11 protein-coding genes and 1 pseudogene are annotated in these 17,524 nt (G+C 73.8%); 5 read left to right on the top strand and 7 right to left on the bottom strand.

Translation table 11 applies throughout. The annotated features are described in order from the left end of the window. Window positions 1–1,142, top strand: a pseudogene (locus FLM69_RS08855) (hypothetical protein); the annotation flags it as partial. A gap of 116 nt (window positions 1,143–1,258) precedes the next feature. On the opposite strand, the gene FLM69_RS08860 reads toward FLM69_RS08855, so the two are convergent. The 4 genes from FLM69_RS08860 to FLM69_RS08875 all read right to left on the bottom strand — a co-directional run bounded on the left by FLM69_RS08860 (window position 1,259) and on the right by FLM69_RS08875 (window position 6,613). Next, window positions 1,259–1,603 (bottom strand): hypothetical protein, encoded by a 345-nt coding sequence (locus tag FLM69_RS08860; RefSeq protein WP_010078527.1) that lies wholly within the window; start codon window positions 1,601–1,603, stop codon window positions 1,259–1,261. A gap of 18 nt (window positions 1,604–1,621) precedes the next feature. Then, window positions 1,622–3,487, bottom strand: a complete 1,866-nt coding sequence (gene sucB / locus FLM69_RS08865; protein WP_036314088.1) for a 2-oxoglutarate dehydrogenase, E2 component, dihydrolipoamide succinyltransferase — start codon at window positions 3,485–3,487, stop codon at window positions 1,622–1,624. Window positions 3,488–3,585: 98 nt separating this feature from the next. Further along, the gene (gene lpdA, locus FLM69_RS08870; protein WP_036336938.1) at window positions 3,586–4,965 is read right to left on the bottom strand and encodes a dihydrolipoyl dehydrogenase; all 1,380 of its coding nucleotides are present in this window, start codon (window positions 4,963–4,965) and stop codon (window positions 3,586–3,588) included. A 115-nt stretch (window positions 4,966–5,080) separates the two neighbouring features. Continuing rightward, a complete protein-coding gene (locus FLM69_RS08875) occupies window positions 5,081–6,613 on the bottom strand; it encodes a leucyl aminopeptidase (RefSeq protein WP_141843942.1) in 1,533 nt (510 codons plus the stop codon). Between the two features lie 233 nt (window positions 6,614–6,846). On the opposite strand from FLM69_RS08875, the gene FLM69_RS08880 reads away from it, so the two are divergent. The 3 genes from FLM69_RS08880 to FLM69_RS08890 all read left to right on the top strand — a co-directional run bounded on the left by FLM69_RS08880 (window position 6,847) and on the right by FLM69_RS08890 (window position 10,624). Next, complete coding sequence (locus FLM69_RS08880; protein WP_036336980.1) at window positions 6,847–7,803, top strand: PAC2 family protein; 957 nt, start codon at window positions 6,847–6,849, stop codon at window positions 7,801–7,803. A 36-nt stretch (window positions 7,804–7,839) separates the two neighbouring features. Beyond that, the gene (locus FLM69_RS08885; RefSeq protein WP_141843944.1) at window positions 7,840–8,898 is read left to right on the top strand and encodes a DUF4192 family protein; all 1,059 of its coding nucleotides are present in this window, start codon (window positions 7,840–7,842) and stop codon (window positions 8,896–8,898) included. Window positions 8,899–9,058: 160 nt separating this feature from the next. Beyond that, the gene (locus FLM69_RS08890; protein ID WP_205805457.1) at window positions 9,059–10,624 is read left to right on the top strand and encodes an RNA polymerase sigma factor; all 1,566 of its coding nucleotides are present in this window, start codon (window positions 9,059–9,061) and stop codon (window positions 10,622–10,624) included. 65 nt (window positions 10,625–10,689) lie between these two features. On the opposite strand, the gene FLM69_RS08895 is transcribed toward FLM69_RS08890, so the two are convergent. After that, window positions 10,690–10,899, bottom strand: a complete 210-nt coding sequence (locus FLM69_RS08895; protein WP_002858172.1) for a hypothetical protein — start codon at window positions 10,897–10,899, stop codon at window positions 10,690–10,692. Between the two features lie 251 nt (window positions 10,900–11,150). Between FLM69_RS08895 and FLM69_RS08900 the strand changes: the two genes are divergently transcribed. Next, window positions 11,151–13,256, top strand: a complete 2,106-nt coding sequence (locus FLM69_RS08900; protein WP_036384624.1) for a type IIA DNA topoisomerase subunit B — start codon at window positions 11,151–11,153, stop codon at window positions 13,254–13,256. Between the two features lie 142 nt (window positions 13,257–13,398). On the opposite strand, the gene FLM69_RS08905 is transcribed toward FLM69_RS08900, so the two are convergent. Together FLM69_RS08905 and FLM69_RS08910 are read right to left on the bottom strand one after the other, a co-directional pair. Further along, window positions 13,399–14,472, bottom strand: a complete 1,074-nt coding sequence (locus FLM69_RS08905) for an NAD(P)-dependent oxidoreductase (RefSeq protein WP_036384625.1) — start codon at window positions 14,470–14,472, stop codon at window positions 13,399–13,401. After that, a complete protein-coding gene (locus FLM69_RS08910) occupies window positions 14,469–17,405 on the bottom strand; it encodes an alpha/beta fold hydrolase (protein ID WP_141843946.1) in 2,937 nt (978 codons plus the stop codon). The genes FLM69_RS08905 and FLM69_RS08910 overlap by 4 nt, the downstream gene beginning before the upstream one ends. Window positions 17,406–17,524 lie beyond the last annotated feature (119 nt).

The raw sequence follows: 17,524 nt of genomic DNA on the forward strand, positions 1-17,524 counted from the left end.
ACTATCGGTTGCGGATGAGTAAAAGCGGTCGAAGTATCAAATATATTTTGTTGCATCGGGGCGGCGACCACTACAACCTAGTCTTATGCGTTCGTCGGCAGCGTCCGACGTGGTCGCCGAGTGACGTCCATGCGTGGGCCGCCCTGGGCTGGTACGCGCTCACCGGTCGGGCGCCGGGCGCCGCCGGGCATCGGGCGCCGCTGCCCGTCCTGGTCCCCGAAGCGTCCCCCGAGCTCGCGCTGCTGCTCGATGCGGCGCTCTCCCCGGACCCGGCGGCGCGGCCGAGCGCGGAGGAGGCCGCCGCAGCCGTATACGCGACGGCCCGGCCCGAGCCGGTCCCGCTGGGAGAGGCCGCCCCCGCCGAGGTGGCGCACCTGCTGCCCACGGTGCTGCCGGGCTCCGGGCCCACGCGGCGACGCCGGGGACGACGCGCGGCTCCGAGACGGCGCGCGCTCGCGCGCCGACGTGGGTCGGCGCCACGCCGGGGCGTCCTCCTGGCCGCAGGGCTGGCCACCGCGCTGGCCGTGGGCGGTGGCACCGCCGGGCTGTGGTGGCCGGCGGCTCCGGGCTCGGCAGCGGAGGGGGCGCCGGAGCCGGCGGGCGCGGTGCCGGCCGGCACCGCGGTGGACGCGGCGGGCCCGGCGGACGGGACGCGGGAGAGCGGGGCGCCGGCGAGGGTGCCGGACACGGGTGCCCCCGGGGAGGACGCCGCCGGGGAGGACGCCGTCGACGTGGGCGAAACGCTGGCCGCGGTCGGCCACGCACGGACGGCCGCGCTCACCGACCCGGAGCCCGCGCGACTGGACGCCTACGCCGTGCCTGGGGGACCGGCGTGGGAGAACGACCGGGATCTGCTGCGCCGGCTGACGGACGAGGGGTTCGCCTTCTCCGGCCTCGAGGTGACGGTGGAGCAGGCCGGTCCCGCCCGGCGGGCCGGGGACGACGCGCTGCGTGTCGACGCCGTGCTCCGGACGTCGGCCCACACCGTGCTGGACCGCGCGGGACGCGTGGCGGCGCATCGGGAGGCGACGGCCGAGGAGGTCGTGCTGGTCCTGCGCAGCGGCCACGGAGAGGGCCCCGAGGGGCGGGACGGCGGCGCGGCGGGTCGGACGTGGCGGGTCGAGACCGTCGATCCGCGCTGACCCCGGGCCCGGATCCAGCGCCGGAGGCCGGCGGTCCCGACGGGGGGACGCCGCGGGCCCCGGGGAGAAGCTCCCCGGGGCCCGCGGCGTGGTGCGGCGTCAGCCGCCTGGGCTGATCACTGCCAGAGGACGGCGACCAGGATGTTCACCAGGCCCAGACCGCCCACCGCGTGGGCCAGGCCCGTGGGCACGACCTCCCCGCGGTTGGACTTGCGGCGGCCGATCAGGGCGGCCACGAAGACGATGACGCCGATCAGGAACTTGACGCCCAGCTTCATGTGGTTCGGCTCCCCGCTCATGGCGAGGCCGAAAAGCACCACGCCGGAGACGATCATGCCCACGGAGCCCCACCACTGCGAGGTGGTGACGGTCGGGTTGCGGAAGTGCGCGAACCAACCGCCCACGATCGCTGCGGCGGACACGATGTGCACGGCCACCAGGATGCTGTGCAGGATATCCACAGTCCTTCTCCCTTTCCGTCAGAGACCCAGCTCGTTGGCGAACTCGCCGCCCTCGAGACGCTGACGCAGCGTCGTCAGGAAGCGGCCCGCGTCGGCCCCGTCCACCAGGCGGTGGTCGTAGGTCAGGGACAGGTACATCATGTGGCGGATGGCGATCGAGTCGTTGCCGTCCGCGTCGGTCACCACCATGGGGCGCTTGACGATCGCACCGATGCCCAGGATCGCGACCTGCGGCTGGTTGATGATCGGCGTGTCGAACAGCGCGCCCACGGAGCCGATGTTCGTGATCGAGAACGTGCCGCCCGAGAGCTCGTCCGGCGAGATCTTGTTCGTGCGGGTGCGCTCGGCCACGTCGGCGATCTTCTGGGCGAGGCCCGTCAGGTTCAGGGAGCCGGCGTCCTTGATGACGGGCACCAGCAGCCCCTTCTCCGTGTCCACGGCGATCGCGATGTCCTCGGACGCGTGGTACGTGATCTCCTTGTTGTCCTCGGAGAACGACGCGTTCAGCTTGGGGTGCTGCTTGAGGGCCTCGGCGACCGCCTTGGTGATGAACGGCAGGTACGTCAGGTTCACGCCGGCCTGCTGCTGGAAGGAGGCCTTGGCCTTCTTGCGCAGCTGCACGATGCGGGTGACGTCCACCTCGTGCACCTGGGTCAGCTGGGCGGACAGGTCGAGGGACTCGCGCATGCGCTGGGCGATGACCTGGCGGATGCGCGGCGCCTTCTCCACCTCGCCGCGGACCGAGGGGTCCACGGAGGAGCTCGCGGCCGGGGCGGACGCAGCGGCCGGGGCGGACGACGGGGCGGCAGCCTCGGAGGCCTGCTCGGCCGGAGCCTCGGACCCGCCCGCGGCGGCCTGCGAGGCCAGCGCGGCGGCGAGCACGTCCTGCTTGCGGATGCGGCCGCCGACGCCCGTGCCGCGAACCGTGGACAGGTCCACGTTGTTCTGGTGGGCCAGGCGGCGCACCAGCGGGGTCACGTAGCCCTGGCCGGGCTCGGTGGCGGAGGGCGCCTCGGCGGACTCGGCCTGCGCGGAGTCGCGCTCAGCGGACTCGCGCCGGGAGGCCTCCTCGGACGGAGACGCCTCCGGCGTCTTCTCCGACTTCTCGGCGCCGGCGGCCTCGGCGGCCTCCTCGGTCTCCTCGGGGGCCTCGGCCTCGGTCGCCTTGTCCTCGATCTCCTCGGCGGACGCCTCGTCCTGACCGGAGGAGCCCTCCGACGGGGCGGAGCCGCCGCCGGCGGAGCCGGAGCCGACGAGTGCGAGGACGGCGCCCACCTCGACGGTGTCGTCCTCCTCCGCACGGATCTCCAGGAGGGTGCCCGCCACGGGGGAGGGGATCTCGGTGTCGACCTTGTCGGTGGAGACCTCGAGCAGCGGCTCGTCGACCTCGACCTCGTCGCCGACGGACTTCAGCCAGCGGGTCACGGTGCCCTCGGTCACGGACTCGCCCAGCGCGGGCAGGGTGACCTCGGAGGCCTCGCCGCCGGCCGACGGGGCCCCGTCCGAGCCCTGGTCGGTGGAGGCGCGCTCCTCCGGAGCCGGCTCGCCTGCGGGCTCCTGCTGGGCGTCGTCCTGCTGCGCCTCCTCGACGGCGGGCTCCTCGGCCGCGGCGTCGTCCTCCGACGCGTCGGCGGAGCCGCCGCCGGAGCCGTCGCCGATCGTGGCCAGCGGGGCGCCGACCTCGACCGTGTCGTCCTCCTCGACCAGGATCTCCTCGAGCACGCCGGCCACGGGGGACGGGATCTCGGTGTCGACCTTGTCGGTGGAGACCTCCACCAGGGGCTCGTCGACGGCGACCTCGTCGCCGACGGCCTTGAGCCAGCGGGTCACGGTGCCCTCGGTGACGGATTCGCCCAGGGCGGGCAGGTTCACGGTTTCAGACATGGTTCCGATGCTCCTCATGAGGGGTGGGCGCCGGGGGCGCCCACCCGGGGTTGCGAGGTGGGCCCGACGCACGGACCCGGGATGGTCAGTGCGGTGGGTCAGCTGTGCAGCGGGTGGCCGAACAGGGCCATGGCGGCCTCGCCCAGGGCCTCGTTCTGCGTGGGGTGCGCGTGCACGAACTGGGCGACGTCCTCGGGGTAGGCCTCCCAGTTCACGATGAGCTGCGCCTCGCCGATCTGCTCGCCGATGCGCTTGCCGATGCCGTGCACGCCCACGATCGGGCCGTTCTTCTGGCGGATCATCTTGATGATGCCGCCGGTGCCGAGGATCGAGGACTTGCCGTTGCCGGCCAGGTTGTACTCGGCGACCTCGACGTTGTCCTTGCCGAACTTCTCCTCCGCCTTGGGCTGGGTGTAGCCCACGGACATGATCTCCGGCTCGGTGAAGGTGACCTTCGGGATGTTGATGTCCTCGACGACCATCGGCTTGTTGCCGGCGATCTCCTCGGCCACGAAGATGCCCTGCTGGAAGCCGCGGTGCGCCAGCTGCAGACCGGGGACGATGTCGCCCACGGCGTAGATGTTGCCGACGCCGGTGTGCAGACGCTCGTCGGTGAGGACGAAGCCGCGGTCCATCTTGACGCCCTGCTCCTCGTAGCCGAGGCCCTCGGTGTTCGGGCCGCGGCCGACGGCGACGAGGCAGACCTCGGCCTCGAACTCCTTGCCGTCCGCGAGGGTCACCTTGACGCCCGAGTCGGTCTCCTCGACCTTGTCGAAGAACGTGCCCAGGTTGGTCTTGATGCCCTTCTTCTTGAACTCGCGCTCGAGGACCTTGATGATCGCCGGGTCCTCGTTGGGGACCAGGGTCTTCAGGCCCTCGATGATGGTGACGTCGACGCCGAAGGAGTTCCACAGGGACGCGAACTCGGAGCCGATGACGCCGCCGCCGAGCACGATGGCCGACTTCGGGGTGTAGTCCAGCTCGAGGGCCTCCGTGGAGGTCATGATCTTCTTGGAGATGGGCAGGCCCATGGTCTTGGCCACGGAGCCGGAGGCCAGCACGATGTTCTCCGCCGTGTAACGGGTGCCGTCGACCTCGACCTCGTTCTTCGAGACGAGCTTGCCCTCGCCCTCGATGACCTGGACCTTGCGCATCTTCAGCAGGCCGGCCAGGCCCTTGTGCTTGCCGGCGACGATGCCGTCCTTGTAGTCGCGCACCTTCGCCATGTCCACGGACTCGAGGGTCGCGTTGACGCCGAACTTGGCGGCGTTGCGGGTCTCATCGGCCACCTCGGCGGCGTGCAGGTAGGCCTTCGTGGGGATGCAACCCCAGTGCAGGCAGGTGCCGCCGACCTTGGACTTCTCCACGAGGGCGACGGACTTGCCGTACTGCACGGAACGCAGGGCTGCGGCGTACCCGGCGGAGCCACCGCCGAGGACGAGGACGTCGAATTCCTGAGCGGTTGCCTTGTCGGCCACGGTGTTGCTCCTTGGTGCTGGGTTCGGTGGATCGTGGTGGTGGTGCGTCACCGCCACCCCCGGCCGTCGGCGGCGGGCCGCGCGGCCGGGGACGCGGTGGACATCGGGACCAACCTTACCGGGCACGCCCCTCGATGAGACCCACCAGGGTCCGCACCATCACGCCGGTGGCGTCCTGCGGGGTGTAGCCGTACGCGGCCGACTCGTTGAAGGAGGGACCGGCGATGTCGAGGTGGGCCCAGGGGGTCCGCGCGGCGGCGTCGCCCTCCGGCCGTCCGGCGTCGACGAATTCTCGCAGGAAGGTGGCGGCGGTCATCATGCCGCCGAAGCGGTCGCCCATGTTGGAGATGTCCGCGACGCGCGAATTGAGCGAGGCGCGCAGCTGCTCCGGCAGGGGCATGCCCCACGCGAGCTCCCCGGCGGCGTCGGCCGCGGCGACGACCTCGTCGCGCAGCGCGTCGTCACCCATGACGCCCGTGTGGCGCACGCCGAGGGCGACCAGCTGGGCGCCGGTGAGGGTGGCCACGTCGAGCACCGCGTCGGGGCGCTCGTCGGTGGCCGCCACGAGGGCGTCGGCCATGACGACGCGGCCCTCGGCGTCCGTGTTCATGACCTCCACGGTCTTGCCGCCGTACATCGTGATGACGTCGGACGGGCGGATGGCGGTGCCCGAGGGCATGTTCTCGGCCAGCGCCAGCCAGCCGGTCACCTTCACAGGGACGTCCAGGGCCGCGGCGGCGCGCACGACGGCGAAGACGGTGGCGGCGCCGGCCATGTCCGACTTCATCGTCATCATCGAGGCGGCGGGCTTCAGCGAGATGCCGCCCGTGTCGAAGGTGATGCCCTTGCCCACCAGCGCGATGTGCGCGGCGGCGTCGGCCGGCGCGTGCTCGATGCGCACGAGCCGCGGCGGGCGGGAGGAGCCCTGGCCGATCGCGAGGATGCCGCCGAAGCCCTCGGCGCGCAGGCGGTCCTCGTCCCACACGTCCACGCTCACGGGCGAGTCCGCGAGGTCCTCGGCGACGGCGTCCGCGAACGTGGCCGGGTAGAGGTGCGAGGGGGCCGTGTTCACCAGGTCGCGCACGGCGCAGACCGCGTCGCCCACGACGGCGGCCCGGCGCAGCACGGGGTCGGCGTCCGCGGCGGCGAGCGGGGTGACGACCTCGAGCTCCCGGACGGGACGGGACGAGTCCGCCTCGGCGCGGGCGCGCTCGGACTTCTGGGCGGTGAAGGCGTACGCACCCAGGACGGCGCCCTCGGCAACGGCGGCCAGTCGGGCCGGGGTGTCGGCCGGCAGGGCCAGGGCCACGGCGTCGGTGCCGGCCAGGGAGCGCACGGCAGCCCCAGCGGCGCGGCGCAGGGACTCGTCCGAGGCCTCGCCGTCGTCGTCCAGACCGCCGACGCCGGCCAGGACCAGCAGCGGCACCGGCACGCCGCCCAGCCCCGGGAGGCGGTGGACCTCGTCCTCGGCGCCCCGCACGCCCAGCAGCTCGAACGAGGCCTCGAGGGCGGTGGCCGCCTCGGACGGCAGCGCGTCCGTCAGGAGCACGGGGCCGTCCGGACCGGTGCCCACCCCCACCACGAGGGCGGAGGCGGTCAGGTCCTCCAGGGCGCGGGCGGTCAGGGTCGGGCGGTCCAGGGTGATCACGGACGGGCCTCTCTTCCGAGGGTGGGGGATGCGCCCGGCGGGGTCAGCCGGGCCGTCCCGCGTCATCCTAGTCACAGGGCTCGCGCGCTCGTCCAGGGCGCGCGGGCGCGGAATAGGAGGGTGCCGTGCCGTGGTTGACTGACGCCAGAGGACAGGGAGGGATGTGCGTCCGTCGCCATCCGGGCGGCGGGGACGACTCTCCCGCAGACGGACCACCGGAAGGGGAACGAGACGTGCAGGACGCCGCGCCGCTGTACACCCGTCATGAGGGGGCGCCCGTGCCCCCCGGCCTGGGCATGCTCGTGGCCCTGACCGGGCACATGGACGCGGGCCGGGTCGCTCGGCAGGTGCGGGCCGCGCTGCACGAGCACCTGACCCATCGGACCGTCGTCTCCTTCGACGTCGACTCGATGTTCGACTACCGCGCCCGGCGTCCCCGGCTCCGGTTCGACCGGGACCGCTACCGTGATCTGCGCCTGCCCGCGCTCGAGGTGCAGCTGGTCGAGGACCTGCTCGGCCACCCCTTCCTGCTGCTGTCCGGCCCCGAGCCGGACTTCCGGTGGCAGGCGGTGACGGAGGCCGTGCTCGGCCTCGCGCAGGAGTGGGAGGTGGACTCGCTCACCTTCCTCGACGCGGCCCCGCTGCCCGTGCCGCACACGCGGCGGCTCGGGGTCACGACGCACGGGTCCCGCGCCGACGCCGTCGAGGGGCTGTCCACCTGGAGCCCGCAGGCGGACATCGTCGCGGGGCTGCTGCAGATGCTCGAGCTGCGCGCCGAGGAGGCGGACCTGCCGACGGCGGGCTACACCGTCCATGTGCCGCACTACGTGGCCGAGGCGTCCTTCCCCCAGGCGGCCGTGGCCGCGCTCGAGTACGCGGGGGCCGCCATGGGGCTCATGCTGCCCTCGGACGACCTGCGAGACGCCTCGCGGGACATCGAGGCCGAGCTGGAGCGCCAGGTCTCCGGGTCCGGGGAGATCCAGCAGATGATCGCCGGCCTGGAGCGCAACTACGACCAGAACGCCGAGGACCAGGAGCGGTCGCTGCTGGAGACCGAGCAGGGCCTGCCCGACGGGGACGAACTCGCCTCCGCCGTCGAGGCGTACCTCGCCGCGCGGGACGCCGGCGGCGGGTCCGCTCCTGCACAGGAGGACGGACCCGGCCGTCCGTCCACCGGCGACGGGGACTGATCCCACCGCGGGCGCCCGGTCGGCCAGGGTGGCGGCATGGAAGCCCCCACCTCACTCGACGTCCCCGTCCTGCCGGCCCGCGGCCCGGAGGACCTGCTCGCCTACGTCTGCCACTCCCTCGGGCGGTTGCCCGAGGACAGCCTCGTCCTCCTCACCCTGCGCGACGGGCGCCTGCGCGCCGTGGTACGGGTCGACCTGCCTCACGAGGAGGTCGACGTCGGCGCCTGGGCCTGCGCCGTGGCCGAGGTGTGCCGGCGGGACGCGGCCGCGGACGCGACGCTCTGCCTCGCGCTGCCGGGCGGCGCCCGGGCCACGCTCGCCCGTCCCGGCTGGGCCGCGGCGCTCGACGACGCCCTGGCGTCCGCGGGTCGCCCCCTGACCGCGGCCTGGACGTGCGCGCGGGGACGGGCGCGCCCCTGGTGGGGGAGCGGCGTCGCCGAGGAGGGCCCGCTCGACCCCCGAGCCGCGCCGCTGTCCCTGCACCTGATGACCCGCGGTTCGGTCTGGGACCGTGCAGCAGTGCCCGACCCGGTCCCGCGCCGCGGTCCCGCGGCGGCCCGGGCCGACGACGCGCGGTGGCGGCCTCCCGAGCAGGACGCGCCCGCGGCACGCCGCGCGTGGCTGGCGCAGTGGGAGTCGGTGCTGACCGGCGCGGCTCGTGACCGCGGCGCGCCCGCACCGGCCGTGCTGGGCTCGCCGCTGACGCGTCCGGCCTGGCGCGACGGCCTGCTGCTCCATGCCGCCGCGCCGTCCGGCGCGGCCACGGGGGATCCGGGGGACGAGGAACGGATCCTCACCGCGGCCTCGCGCCGGGCGCCGGCCTGGGACCGGCTGGACGCCCTGCGGGCGGGGCTGCGCGCGCTCGTGCCCGTCGCGACGCCGGCCGTGGCGGCTCAGGCCCTGGCACTGGCCGGGTGGGTCGGCTGGGCCCGCGGCCACGGCTCCGACGCGGACGCCCACCTGACCGCGGCGGCGGCGCTGAGTCCCGGCGACCCGTTCGTCTCCGTCCTGCGACGCATCGTGGCCGCGGGGTGCGTCGCAGGCTGGGCGACCGACCCGGCCACCGCGTGGCGGCCCGACGGTGGCCGCCCATGAGAGAATGATGCGGCTTCACGACGGCACGGCCGACCGCAGCCCGTTTCCCGGGTTCGGAATAGATCGGTCTCAGCCGTCGTTGGCACTCACGGACCCTGCAGTCGGCGGGCCCGGACGACGTCGGTCGTCCGAGGCCGCGACTTGACAGGGTCACGTGTCTATGGACTGCAAGGATCCGCGGGTGGCCGCGGACGAGACGGAAAGGCCTCGAGTGACCACTTCGACGACCAGCGGTGTGCAGGACGGCAAGGAGACCACTGCCTCCGAGGCCACGACCACGCGCACCCGCTCCACGGCAGCCAAGAAGTCGGCAGCCAAGAAGTCGGCAGCCACGAAGAGCGCCACGACCAAGGGCGCCACGACGCGGACGACCGCGACGAAGTCGGCGGCGACCAAGACCGCTGCCACGCCGACGGCCAAGAAGAAGGCGACCCGGAAGCCCACCGCGGCCAAGACCACCGCCACGGCCAAGACCACCGCCGCGAAGAAGACCGCCACGACCGGGGGCAAGAAGGCCACCGCGTCCGCCGCCTCCGCCGAGCAGGCCGAGGACGACGAGGAGCTCGTCCAGGCGCGCGAGCGCACCGAGGCCGCGGACGCCGTCGAGGAGGACGTGGTGGCGGACGAGACCGCCACCGAAGACTCTGATGATGAGGACGCGGACGGCTCGGACGCTCCGGAGCGTCCGGCGATGGACGCGGAGGCCGTGACCGGCACGACGGCCGCCACAGGCCAGAAGGTGGCCCAGTCCAAGGGCGCGTTCGTCATGGACGACTCCGAGGACGACGCCCCGGTGCAGCAGGTGGTCGTGGCGGGCGCCACGGCGGACCCGGTGAAGGACTACCTGAAGCAGATCGGCAAGGTCGCCCTGCTCAACGCCGAGCAGGAGGTGGACCTGGCCATGCGCATCGAGGCCGGCCTCTACGCCGAGCACGTCGTGCAGCACGAGGCCTCCGACGACTACCGCGAGCGCCGGGACATCCAGCTGATCATCGCGGACGGGCGCAAGGCCAAGAACCACCTGCTCGAGGCCAACCTGCGTCTGGTGGTCTCCCTGGCCAAGCGCTACACCGGTCGCGGCATGCTGTTCCTGGACCTCATCCAGGAGGGCAACCTCGGCCTGATCCGCGCCGTCGAGAAGTTCGACTACACCAAGGGCTTCAAGTTCTCCACGTATGCCACGTGGTGGATCCGTCAGGCCATCACCCGCGCCATGGCGGACCAGGCCCGCACCATCCGCATCCCGGTGCACATGGTGGAGGTCATCAACAAGCTGGCCCGCGTGCAACGGCAGATGCTCCAGGACCTCGGCCGCGAGCCCACCCCGGAGGAGCTGGCCAAGGAGCTGGACATGACCCCGGAGAAGGTCGTGGAGGTGCAGAAGTACGGCCGCGAGCCCATCTCCCTGCACACCCCGCTCGGCGAGGACGGCGACTCCGAGTTCGGCGACCTGATCGAGGACTCCGAGGCCGTCGTGCCCGCGGACGCCGTCTCCTTCACGCTGCTCCAGGAGCAGCTGCACTCGGTGCTGGACACGCTCTCCGAGCGCGAGGCCGGTGTCGTCGCCATGCGCTTTGGCCTGACCGACGGCCAGCCCAAGACGCTGGACGAGATCGGCAAGGTTTACGGAGTGACACGAGAGCGCATCCGCCAGATCGAGTCGAAGACCATGTCCAAGCTGCGTCACCCCTCCCGCTCGCAGGTGCTCCGGGACTACCTGGACTGAGTCGCAGCGGCATGACGAAGGGCCGGACCCCCGCGGGGGTCCGGCCCTTCGTCATGCCGGGCGCGTCAGGCGCCGGCGGTGAGGCGGTCCGTCTCGTCCTGCCACAGCGCGGCCTGGGGACGCAGCGCGTCCTCGACGGCGCGGGCGTGGTGGGCGCAGAACTGGAGGGCGCCGCCCGAGTGCAGCACGGCGCGGACGTAGGCCTGCGCGCCGCAGCGGTCGCAGCGGTCGGAACGGGTGAGGGCGGCCGGCTCGGCCACGGCGGTGATGGACATGGTGTCCTCCTCGGGTCTCTCGGGGCTGGAGGGCGACGACGCCGGTGGGGCGGGCCGGTCCTCCTCTTGTCCCATGGAACAGCAAGGATGGCAGGGAACTTCCCCGCGCGCCCGCCCCGCACCCGCGTTTCGCCACCCGCGTACGCAAGCGCCCGGGCCGGGCGGCCCGGGAGGTCCGGCTCGGATCCTGGCGTGTCCGGCCCGCGGAGTAGGCTGGACCGGCCGCCGTCGTCCACCGAAAGGCCCGCCCCGTGCCCGCGAACACCGAGTACAACGCCCGCCACCTCTCCGTGCTGGAGGGGCTCGAGGCCGTCCGCAAGCGGCCGGGCATGTACATCGGCTCCACCGATTCCCGCGGCCTCATGCACTGCCTCTGGGAGATCATCGACAACTCGGTGGACGAGGCCCTGGCCGGCTTCGGGCAGTCGATCGAGATCACCCTGCATCCGGACGGCTCCGTCGAGGTCGAGGACAACGGGCGCGGCATCCCCGTGGACGTGGAGCCGCGCACCGGTCTGTCCGGCGTCGAGGTGGTGTTCACCAAGCTCCACGCCGGCGGCAAGTTCGGCGGCGGTTCCTACGCCGCCTCGGGCGGCCTGCACGGCGTGGGCGCGTCGGTGGTCAACGCCCTGTCCTCGCGCCTGGACGTGCAGGTGCTGCGCGGGGGCAAGGTCCATCAGATGTCGTTCCGGCGCGGCGAGCCGGGCCGCTTCCAGGACGGGTCGCGCCCGTCGCCGGACGCCCCGTTCGAGCCGTCCACGGACGCCTCGCCGCTGGACGTCGTCGGGAAGGCCAAACGTGGGCAGACCGGCACGCGCGTGCGCTACTGGGCGGACGAGCAGATCTTCGTGAAGGACGCGACGTTCTCCGCCGAGGAGCTCCAGGCGCGGGCGCGCCAGACCGCCTACCTGATCCCGGGCCTGCGGATCACGGTCAAGGACCTGCGCCGCCGACCCGGCACGCCCGGCGCCGACGGCCCGGTCGAGGAGGTCTTCCAGTACGACGGCGGCATCTCCGAGTTCGTGGAGCACCTCACGCCCGCCACCCCGGTGACGGACGTGTGGCGGATCCAGGGCTCCGGCACCTTCAAGGAGCGGGTCCCGGTGCTCGGCGAGGACGGGCGCACCTCCATGCAGGATGTGCAGCGCACGTGCGAGGTGGACGTCGCCCTGCGCTGGGACGTCGGCTACGACACCGTGTTCCGGTCCTTCGTGAACATCATCGCCACGCCCAAGGGCGGCACCCACCAGTCCGGGTTCGAGGCGGCACTGCTGAAGGCGTTCCGCGCCCAGGTGGAGGCCAACGCGCGCCGGCTCAAGGCCGGGTCGGACAAGGTGGAGAAGGACGACGTGCTGGCCGGCATGACCGCCGTCCTGACGGTGCGGCTCGCCGAGCCGCAGTTCGAGGGACAGACCAAGGAGATCCTCGGCACCTCCGCGGTGCGGCGGATCGTCTCCCAGGTGGTGGAGAAGCAGCTGACCGCCCGCCTCACCTCCACGGCCCGCGCCCAGAAGCAGCAGGTGCACACGCTGCTGGAGAAGGTCGTCGCGGAGATGAAGTCGCGCATCTCCGCGCGCACCCACAAGGAGAACCAGCGGCGCAAGAACGCCCTGGAGACCTCGACGATGCCGGCCAAGCTGGCGGACTGCCGCAGCAACGACGTCGCCTCCTCCGAGCTGTTCATCGTCGAGGGCGACTCGGCGCTCGGCACCGCCAAGCTGGCCCGGTCCTCCGACTTCCAGGCCCTGCTGCCGATCCGGGGCAAGATCCTGAACGTGCAGAAGGCCTCCGTCTCGGACATCCTGGCCAATGCCGAGTGCGCGGCGCTGATCCAGGTCGTCGGGGGCGGCGCGGGGCGCAGCTTCGACCTGGATGCGGCCCGCTACGGCAAGGTCGTGCTGATGACGGACGCGGACGTGGACGGTGCCCACATCCGCACCCTCCTGCTGACGCTCTTCTTCCGCTACATGCGTCCCATGGTCGAGGCCGGGCGCGTGTACGCGGCCGTCCCGCCGCTGCACCGGATCGAGGCGGTGACCCGCGGCGTGAAGGAACGCGAGGTCATCTACACGTACTCGGAGCAGGAGCTGCACGCGACGCTCGCCCGCCTGGAGCGGGAGGGTCGCTCGTACCGCGAGCCGATCCAGCGCTACAAGGGCCTGGGCGAGATGGACGCCGACCAGCTGGCCGAGACCACGATGGACCCGCGCCACCGCATGCTCCGCCGCGTGAACATCGCCGAGGTGGAGGCCGCCGAGCGGGTCTTCGACCTGCTCATGGGCTCCGCCGTGGCCCCCCGCAAGGACTTCATCGTCTCCCACGCCGACGAGCTGGACCGCGAGCGCATCGACGCCTGACCCCCCACTTTCGTTCGGGAAACGGCGGGCACCGAGGCGTCGGCGGCGCAGTCGCCGCCGTTTCCCGAACGAAAGCGGCGTGACCCGCGCCGTTTCCCGAACGAAAGCCCTGGGCGGGCGGCTGCTCCGACCGCGGCGGACGTCAGCGGTCGCGGTAGTACGCCGCGACGCGGTGCAGGCCCTCGTCGATGCTCACGGTCGGCGTCCACGCGAGGACCTCACGGGTGCGACGCTGGTCGAACCAGTGGGCGGTCGAGAGCTGCTCGGCGAGGAACTCGGTCAGCGGCGGCTCGCCGTCGTCGGAGCCCACGCCCCGGGACCGCAGCCCGAACAGATCCCGCTCCCACGCCCGCTCGATCAGGGCACCGGCGCGCCGGGCCAGGCCCGCCGGGACGCGGCGTTCGGGCTCCGCGGCGCCGCCCGCCAGCGCGATCTGGCGGATCAGCTCGCCGACCGGTCGCGGCTCGCCGTTGGTGACCACGAGGGCCTCGCCGTGGTGCACGTCGGCCGCGGACACAGCCGCCACCACGGCCTCGACGGCGTTGGCCGTGTACAGCGTGTCGACCAGGGGAGCGCCCGTGCCGAGCACGGGCATTCGCCCGGCCCGCGCGCGCTGCACGATCCGGTCGGTGAGCTGCAGGTCCCCGGGCCCCCACATCAGGTGGGGGCGCAGCACCAGGACGCGGAAGTCGTCGCGGTCGGCGGCCAGGGCCAGTCGCTCGCCGGCCGCCTTCGTGCGCGCGTAGGGTCCGCGCGCGTGCTCGGGGCTGGCGGCTCCGGCGCCCTCGCCGACGATGGAGTCGCCGGCGTGCGCCACGGAGGGGGAGGAGACGTGGACGAAGCGTCGCACGCCGTGGCGCTGTGCGGCGTGCAACAGGATGCGCGTGCCCTCCACGTTCACGGCCTCGTACTCGTGCTCGGGACCGGACACGGACACCTTCGCGGCCACGTGCACCACGGTGTCCGCGCCGGTCAGGGCCTCCTCGACGGCGGCCGGGTCGGTCACGGACCCGCGCACGTCCCGCGCACCGGGCACGCCCGAGGGACGCCGCTGCAGGGTGGTCACGTCGTTGCCGGCATCGGCGAGCACCCGGGCGACGCCCGCGCCCAGCAGCCCCGAGGCGCCGGTCACCAGGACGCGGCGGGACTCGAGGCGCTCGACGAGGTCGGGCATGCCGGCGGCGTCGAGGCCGACGTCGTAGCCGAAGCCGCTCACAGCGCACCCGCCTTCCCGCCGGCGAGCACGGCCTCCGCCCAGTCGGCCACCCGGGCGCGGTCGATCTTGGAGTTGTGCCGGATGTCCGTGGGGATCTCATCGGCCACGAGCACCGCGGCCACCGGCAGCGGCTCGAGGGCCGCGCGCACGGCGGAGGCCAGCGCGGTCGGGGCGAGGCCCTGCTTGGGCCGGCCGTCGCGGTGGTGACCCGGGCGCCGCGCCGGGCGCGTGGCCGGCACGGCCGCCTCCACGACGACGACCACGGCCTGCGTGCCCCGGGGCCCGACGCCGACGACGGCGCTGCGCCGCACCGGCCCGAGGGCGTCGACGGTCTTCTCGGGCCCGCCCGGACCGATCGGGCCCTCGGGCGTGGTGATGACGTGCTGGAGCCGGCCCTCGAGCCAGACGCGGCCCTCGGCATCGATGTGGCCGACGTCGGCGGTGCGGTGCCACACCCGGCCGTCGCGCCGCCACAGCCCGTCTCGCTTGCTCTGCTGGTCGGTGTGCCAGAGCGCGTCGTAGCGGTCCTTCAGGTGGGGGGCGCTGACCACGATCTCGCCGAGGACGCCGTGGCCCCGCGCGGGGTCGAGGATGACGTCGTCGGCGCTGCCGTCCTCGAGCAGCGGCGCGATGGCCAGGGACACCGTGGGCAGCGCGGAGCCCACGCAGACGCCCTCGTCGTCGGCGGTGCGCAGGCGCTGCACCTCGGCGCCGTCGATGTCCGTGAGCAGCAGCCCCTCGGTCATGCCCCACGGCGTGTGGACCCGGGCGTTCGGCATGAGGTCCGAGACCTGACGCATCAGCTGCGGGTGCACGGGGGCGCCGGCCGAGAGCACGAGGCGCACGGCGTCGAGTGCCTCGCGCCGGGGCGCGTCGAGGCCGTCGGCGGTCGCGACCACGTTCGCCAGGGCGGCGGGGGAGGCGAACAGCACGCTCGACTGCCCGGCGATCGCGGCGTCGGCCAGCTTCTGCGCGGTGAGGGTGGCCGGCTGGGTGACGTCCATGTCCGGGGAGACGGACGCGGCGCCCAGGGCGGGTCCGAGCAGCGCGAACGGGGCGAAGCCGGCCAGCAGGGAGCCGCCCGGGCGGATGCCCAGGGTGCGGGAGATCAGCGCCACGAGGCGGCCCAGCCGCTCGTGCGTGTACACGACGCCCTTGGCCGGGCCCGTGGAGCCGGACGTGAACAGCACCGCGGCGTCCGCGTCCAGGGCTGGCTCGGGCAGCACGGTGCCGTGCTCGTCGACGGCGTCGGCCGCGGCCGGGTCCCGGTGGCGGTCGACCATCGCGTAGAGCGAGTCGGAGACGTCGAGCAGGCGGCGCTGGGCGGCGCCCGGCTCGGTCACGGAGATCCGGGTGCCCGGCCAGGACTGGGCGCGGGCGAGTGTCAGCCCGGGGGTGCGACCGATGATCCAGCGGGGGCGGGCCGACTTCATCGCCCGGGTCATGCCCTTGACGCCGAGGCCCTGGTCCGCCACCACGGCGACGGCGCCCACGCGCAGCACGGCGTACAGCGCCGCCGACAGGTCGCGGCCCGGCGGCACGAGCATGGCGACCCGGTCGCCCGGCCGCATGCCCGCGGCCCACAGCCCGGTGGCGATGGCCGAGACCATCTCCTGCAGCTCGCCCCAGGTGACCGCCACGGGTCGGCGGGCGGTGCCCACGAGCGAGCGGCCGGCCTGGGCGCCGGCCATGTCCACCAGCGCGGTGTACTCGCGGTGGTCCGAGCCGGGGGCGCCCCAGTCGCGGAGGTGGTCCCAGAGTCGGACCACGCCGGGCTCGCGGGCTCCGGGCTCCTCCCCGAGGTCCACCTCCAGGCCCGGGTCGGCGGCCGCGTCGGCGGTGGCGTGCGGGACGGGGCCCGGCAGCCCCGAGGCGGGGTCGGAGAGCTGGCCGCCGCGCAGCAGCTGGGCCCACTGCAGCAGGGGCGCGGTGATGTCGCGGTCGTCCACGAGCAGGTGCCCCGCCTGCTCGTAGCGGTGCACGCGCGCGTGGGGCAGGCGGTCGCGGAGGTCGTCGAGGTAGCGGTCCAGGAAGACCGGGTCGTCGGCGCCCCACAGGATGAGGGCGGGCACGTCGGTGCGACCCAGGGCGGCGAGGTCCTCGCCCACCCGCTGCAGTTCGGGATGGCTGCCGTGGCCGGGGTCGGCCGGGATGTCCGCGACGAAGCCGCCGACGCCGCCGCGTCGGGCCGCCGTGTCGTAGGGCAGGTGGTAGGCGGCCCGGGTCTCGCGGTCGAGGGCCGGGGTGGCGAGGGAGGTCGTCACGGAGAGGAAGGCGTCCGTGGTGACGGTGGAGGCCGGCAGGACGGGCCCGGCGAGGGCGGCCTGCAGCGGGGCGGGGATCGGCGCCCCCTCGGGCTGGTGGACCGCGGTGTTCAGGGTCGCGACGCCGGCCACCAGCTCCGGATGACGCGCCGCCCAGCCGAGGGACACGACGCCGCCCCAGTCGTGGCCGAGCGTGATCAGCGGGTGGCCGGTGGCTGCCAGGTCGCGCAGCCCGAGAGCCGCCAGCAGGGCGTCCAGGTCGGCGATGCGGCCGCCCAGCGTGCGGTAGGTGTCGCCGGCACGGCCCATCGACGCGGCGGACGGGGAGCCCGCGTGCGCGAGGCGCTCGGGGAAGCCCATGTCTAGCTGGTCCGGCGCCACGACGCGCCACGCGGCCATGCCCCGGCGTGCCCGGCGCACGGTCTCCGCGAGCAGGGACCGCCACAGCCAGGACCAGGTCGGGTTGCCGTGCAACGCCACGATCGTGCCGACGATCTCGGCCCCGGCCGCCGCGAGCACGGGACCGGTGTCCGCCACGTGCAGCGTCCGCACGGTCCCCTCCGGGTCCGCGGCGGAGCGGATCTCCACGAGGCGGGACCATGCCGGGTCCCAGCCGGGCAGTCGGTCGGCCGGCGGCAGGGCGGCGGGGGCGGCGGGGATCCGGGGCACGGCTCTGGCTCCTTCCGCTCACCATTCGAGCTCGAGCATCGCGGTGATCAGACCCGAGCCCACGCCCAGGCAGACCAATGGGGCCCCGTCCTCCAGGGCGGCCATACCCCGCACGAGGG

It is taken from the genome of Micrococcus sp. R8502A1, assembly GCF_006704135.1.
In the GTDB taxonomy this organism is placed as follows: domain Bacteria; phylum Actinomycetota; class Actinomycetes; order Actinomycetales; family Micrococcaceae; genus Micrococcus; species Micrococcus luteus.

Excerpts from the sequence above, each read along its gene's own strand:
- sucB (WP_036314088.1), bottom strand. The coding sequence starts at position 3,487 with ATGTCTGAAACCGTGAACCTGCCCGCCCTGGGCGAATCCGTCACCGAG.
- FLM69_RS08885 (WP_141843944.1), top strand. The coding sequence starts at position 7,840 with ATGGAAGCCCCCACCTCACTCGACGTCCCCGTCCTGCCGGCCCGCGGC.
- FLM69_RS08890 (WP_205805457.1), top strand. The coding sequence starts at position 9,059 with ATGGACTGCAAGGATCCGCGGGTGGCCGCGGACGAGACGGAAAGGCCT.
- FLM69_RS08895 (WP_002858172.1), bottom strand. The coding sequence starts at position 10,899 with ATGTCCATCACCGCCGTGGCCGAGCCGGCCGCCCTCACCCGTTCCGAC.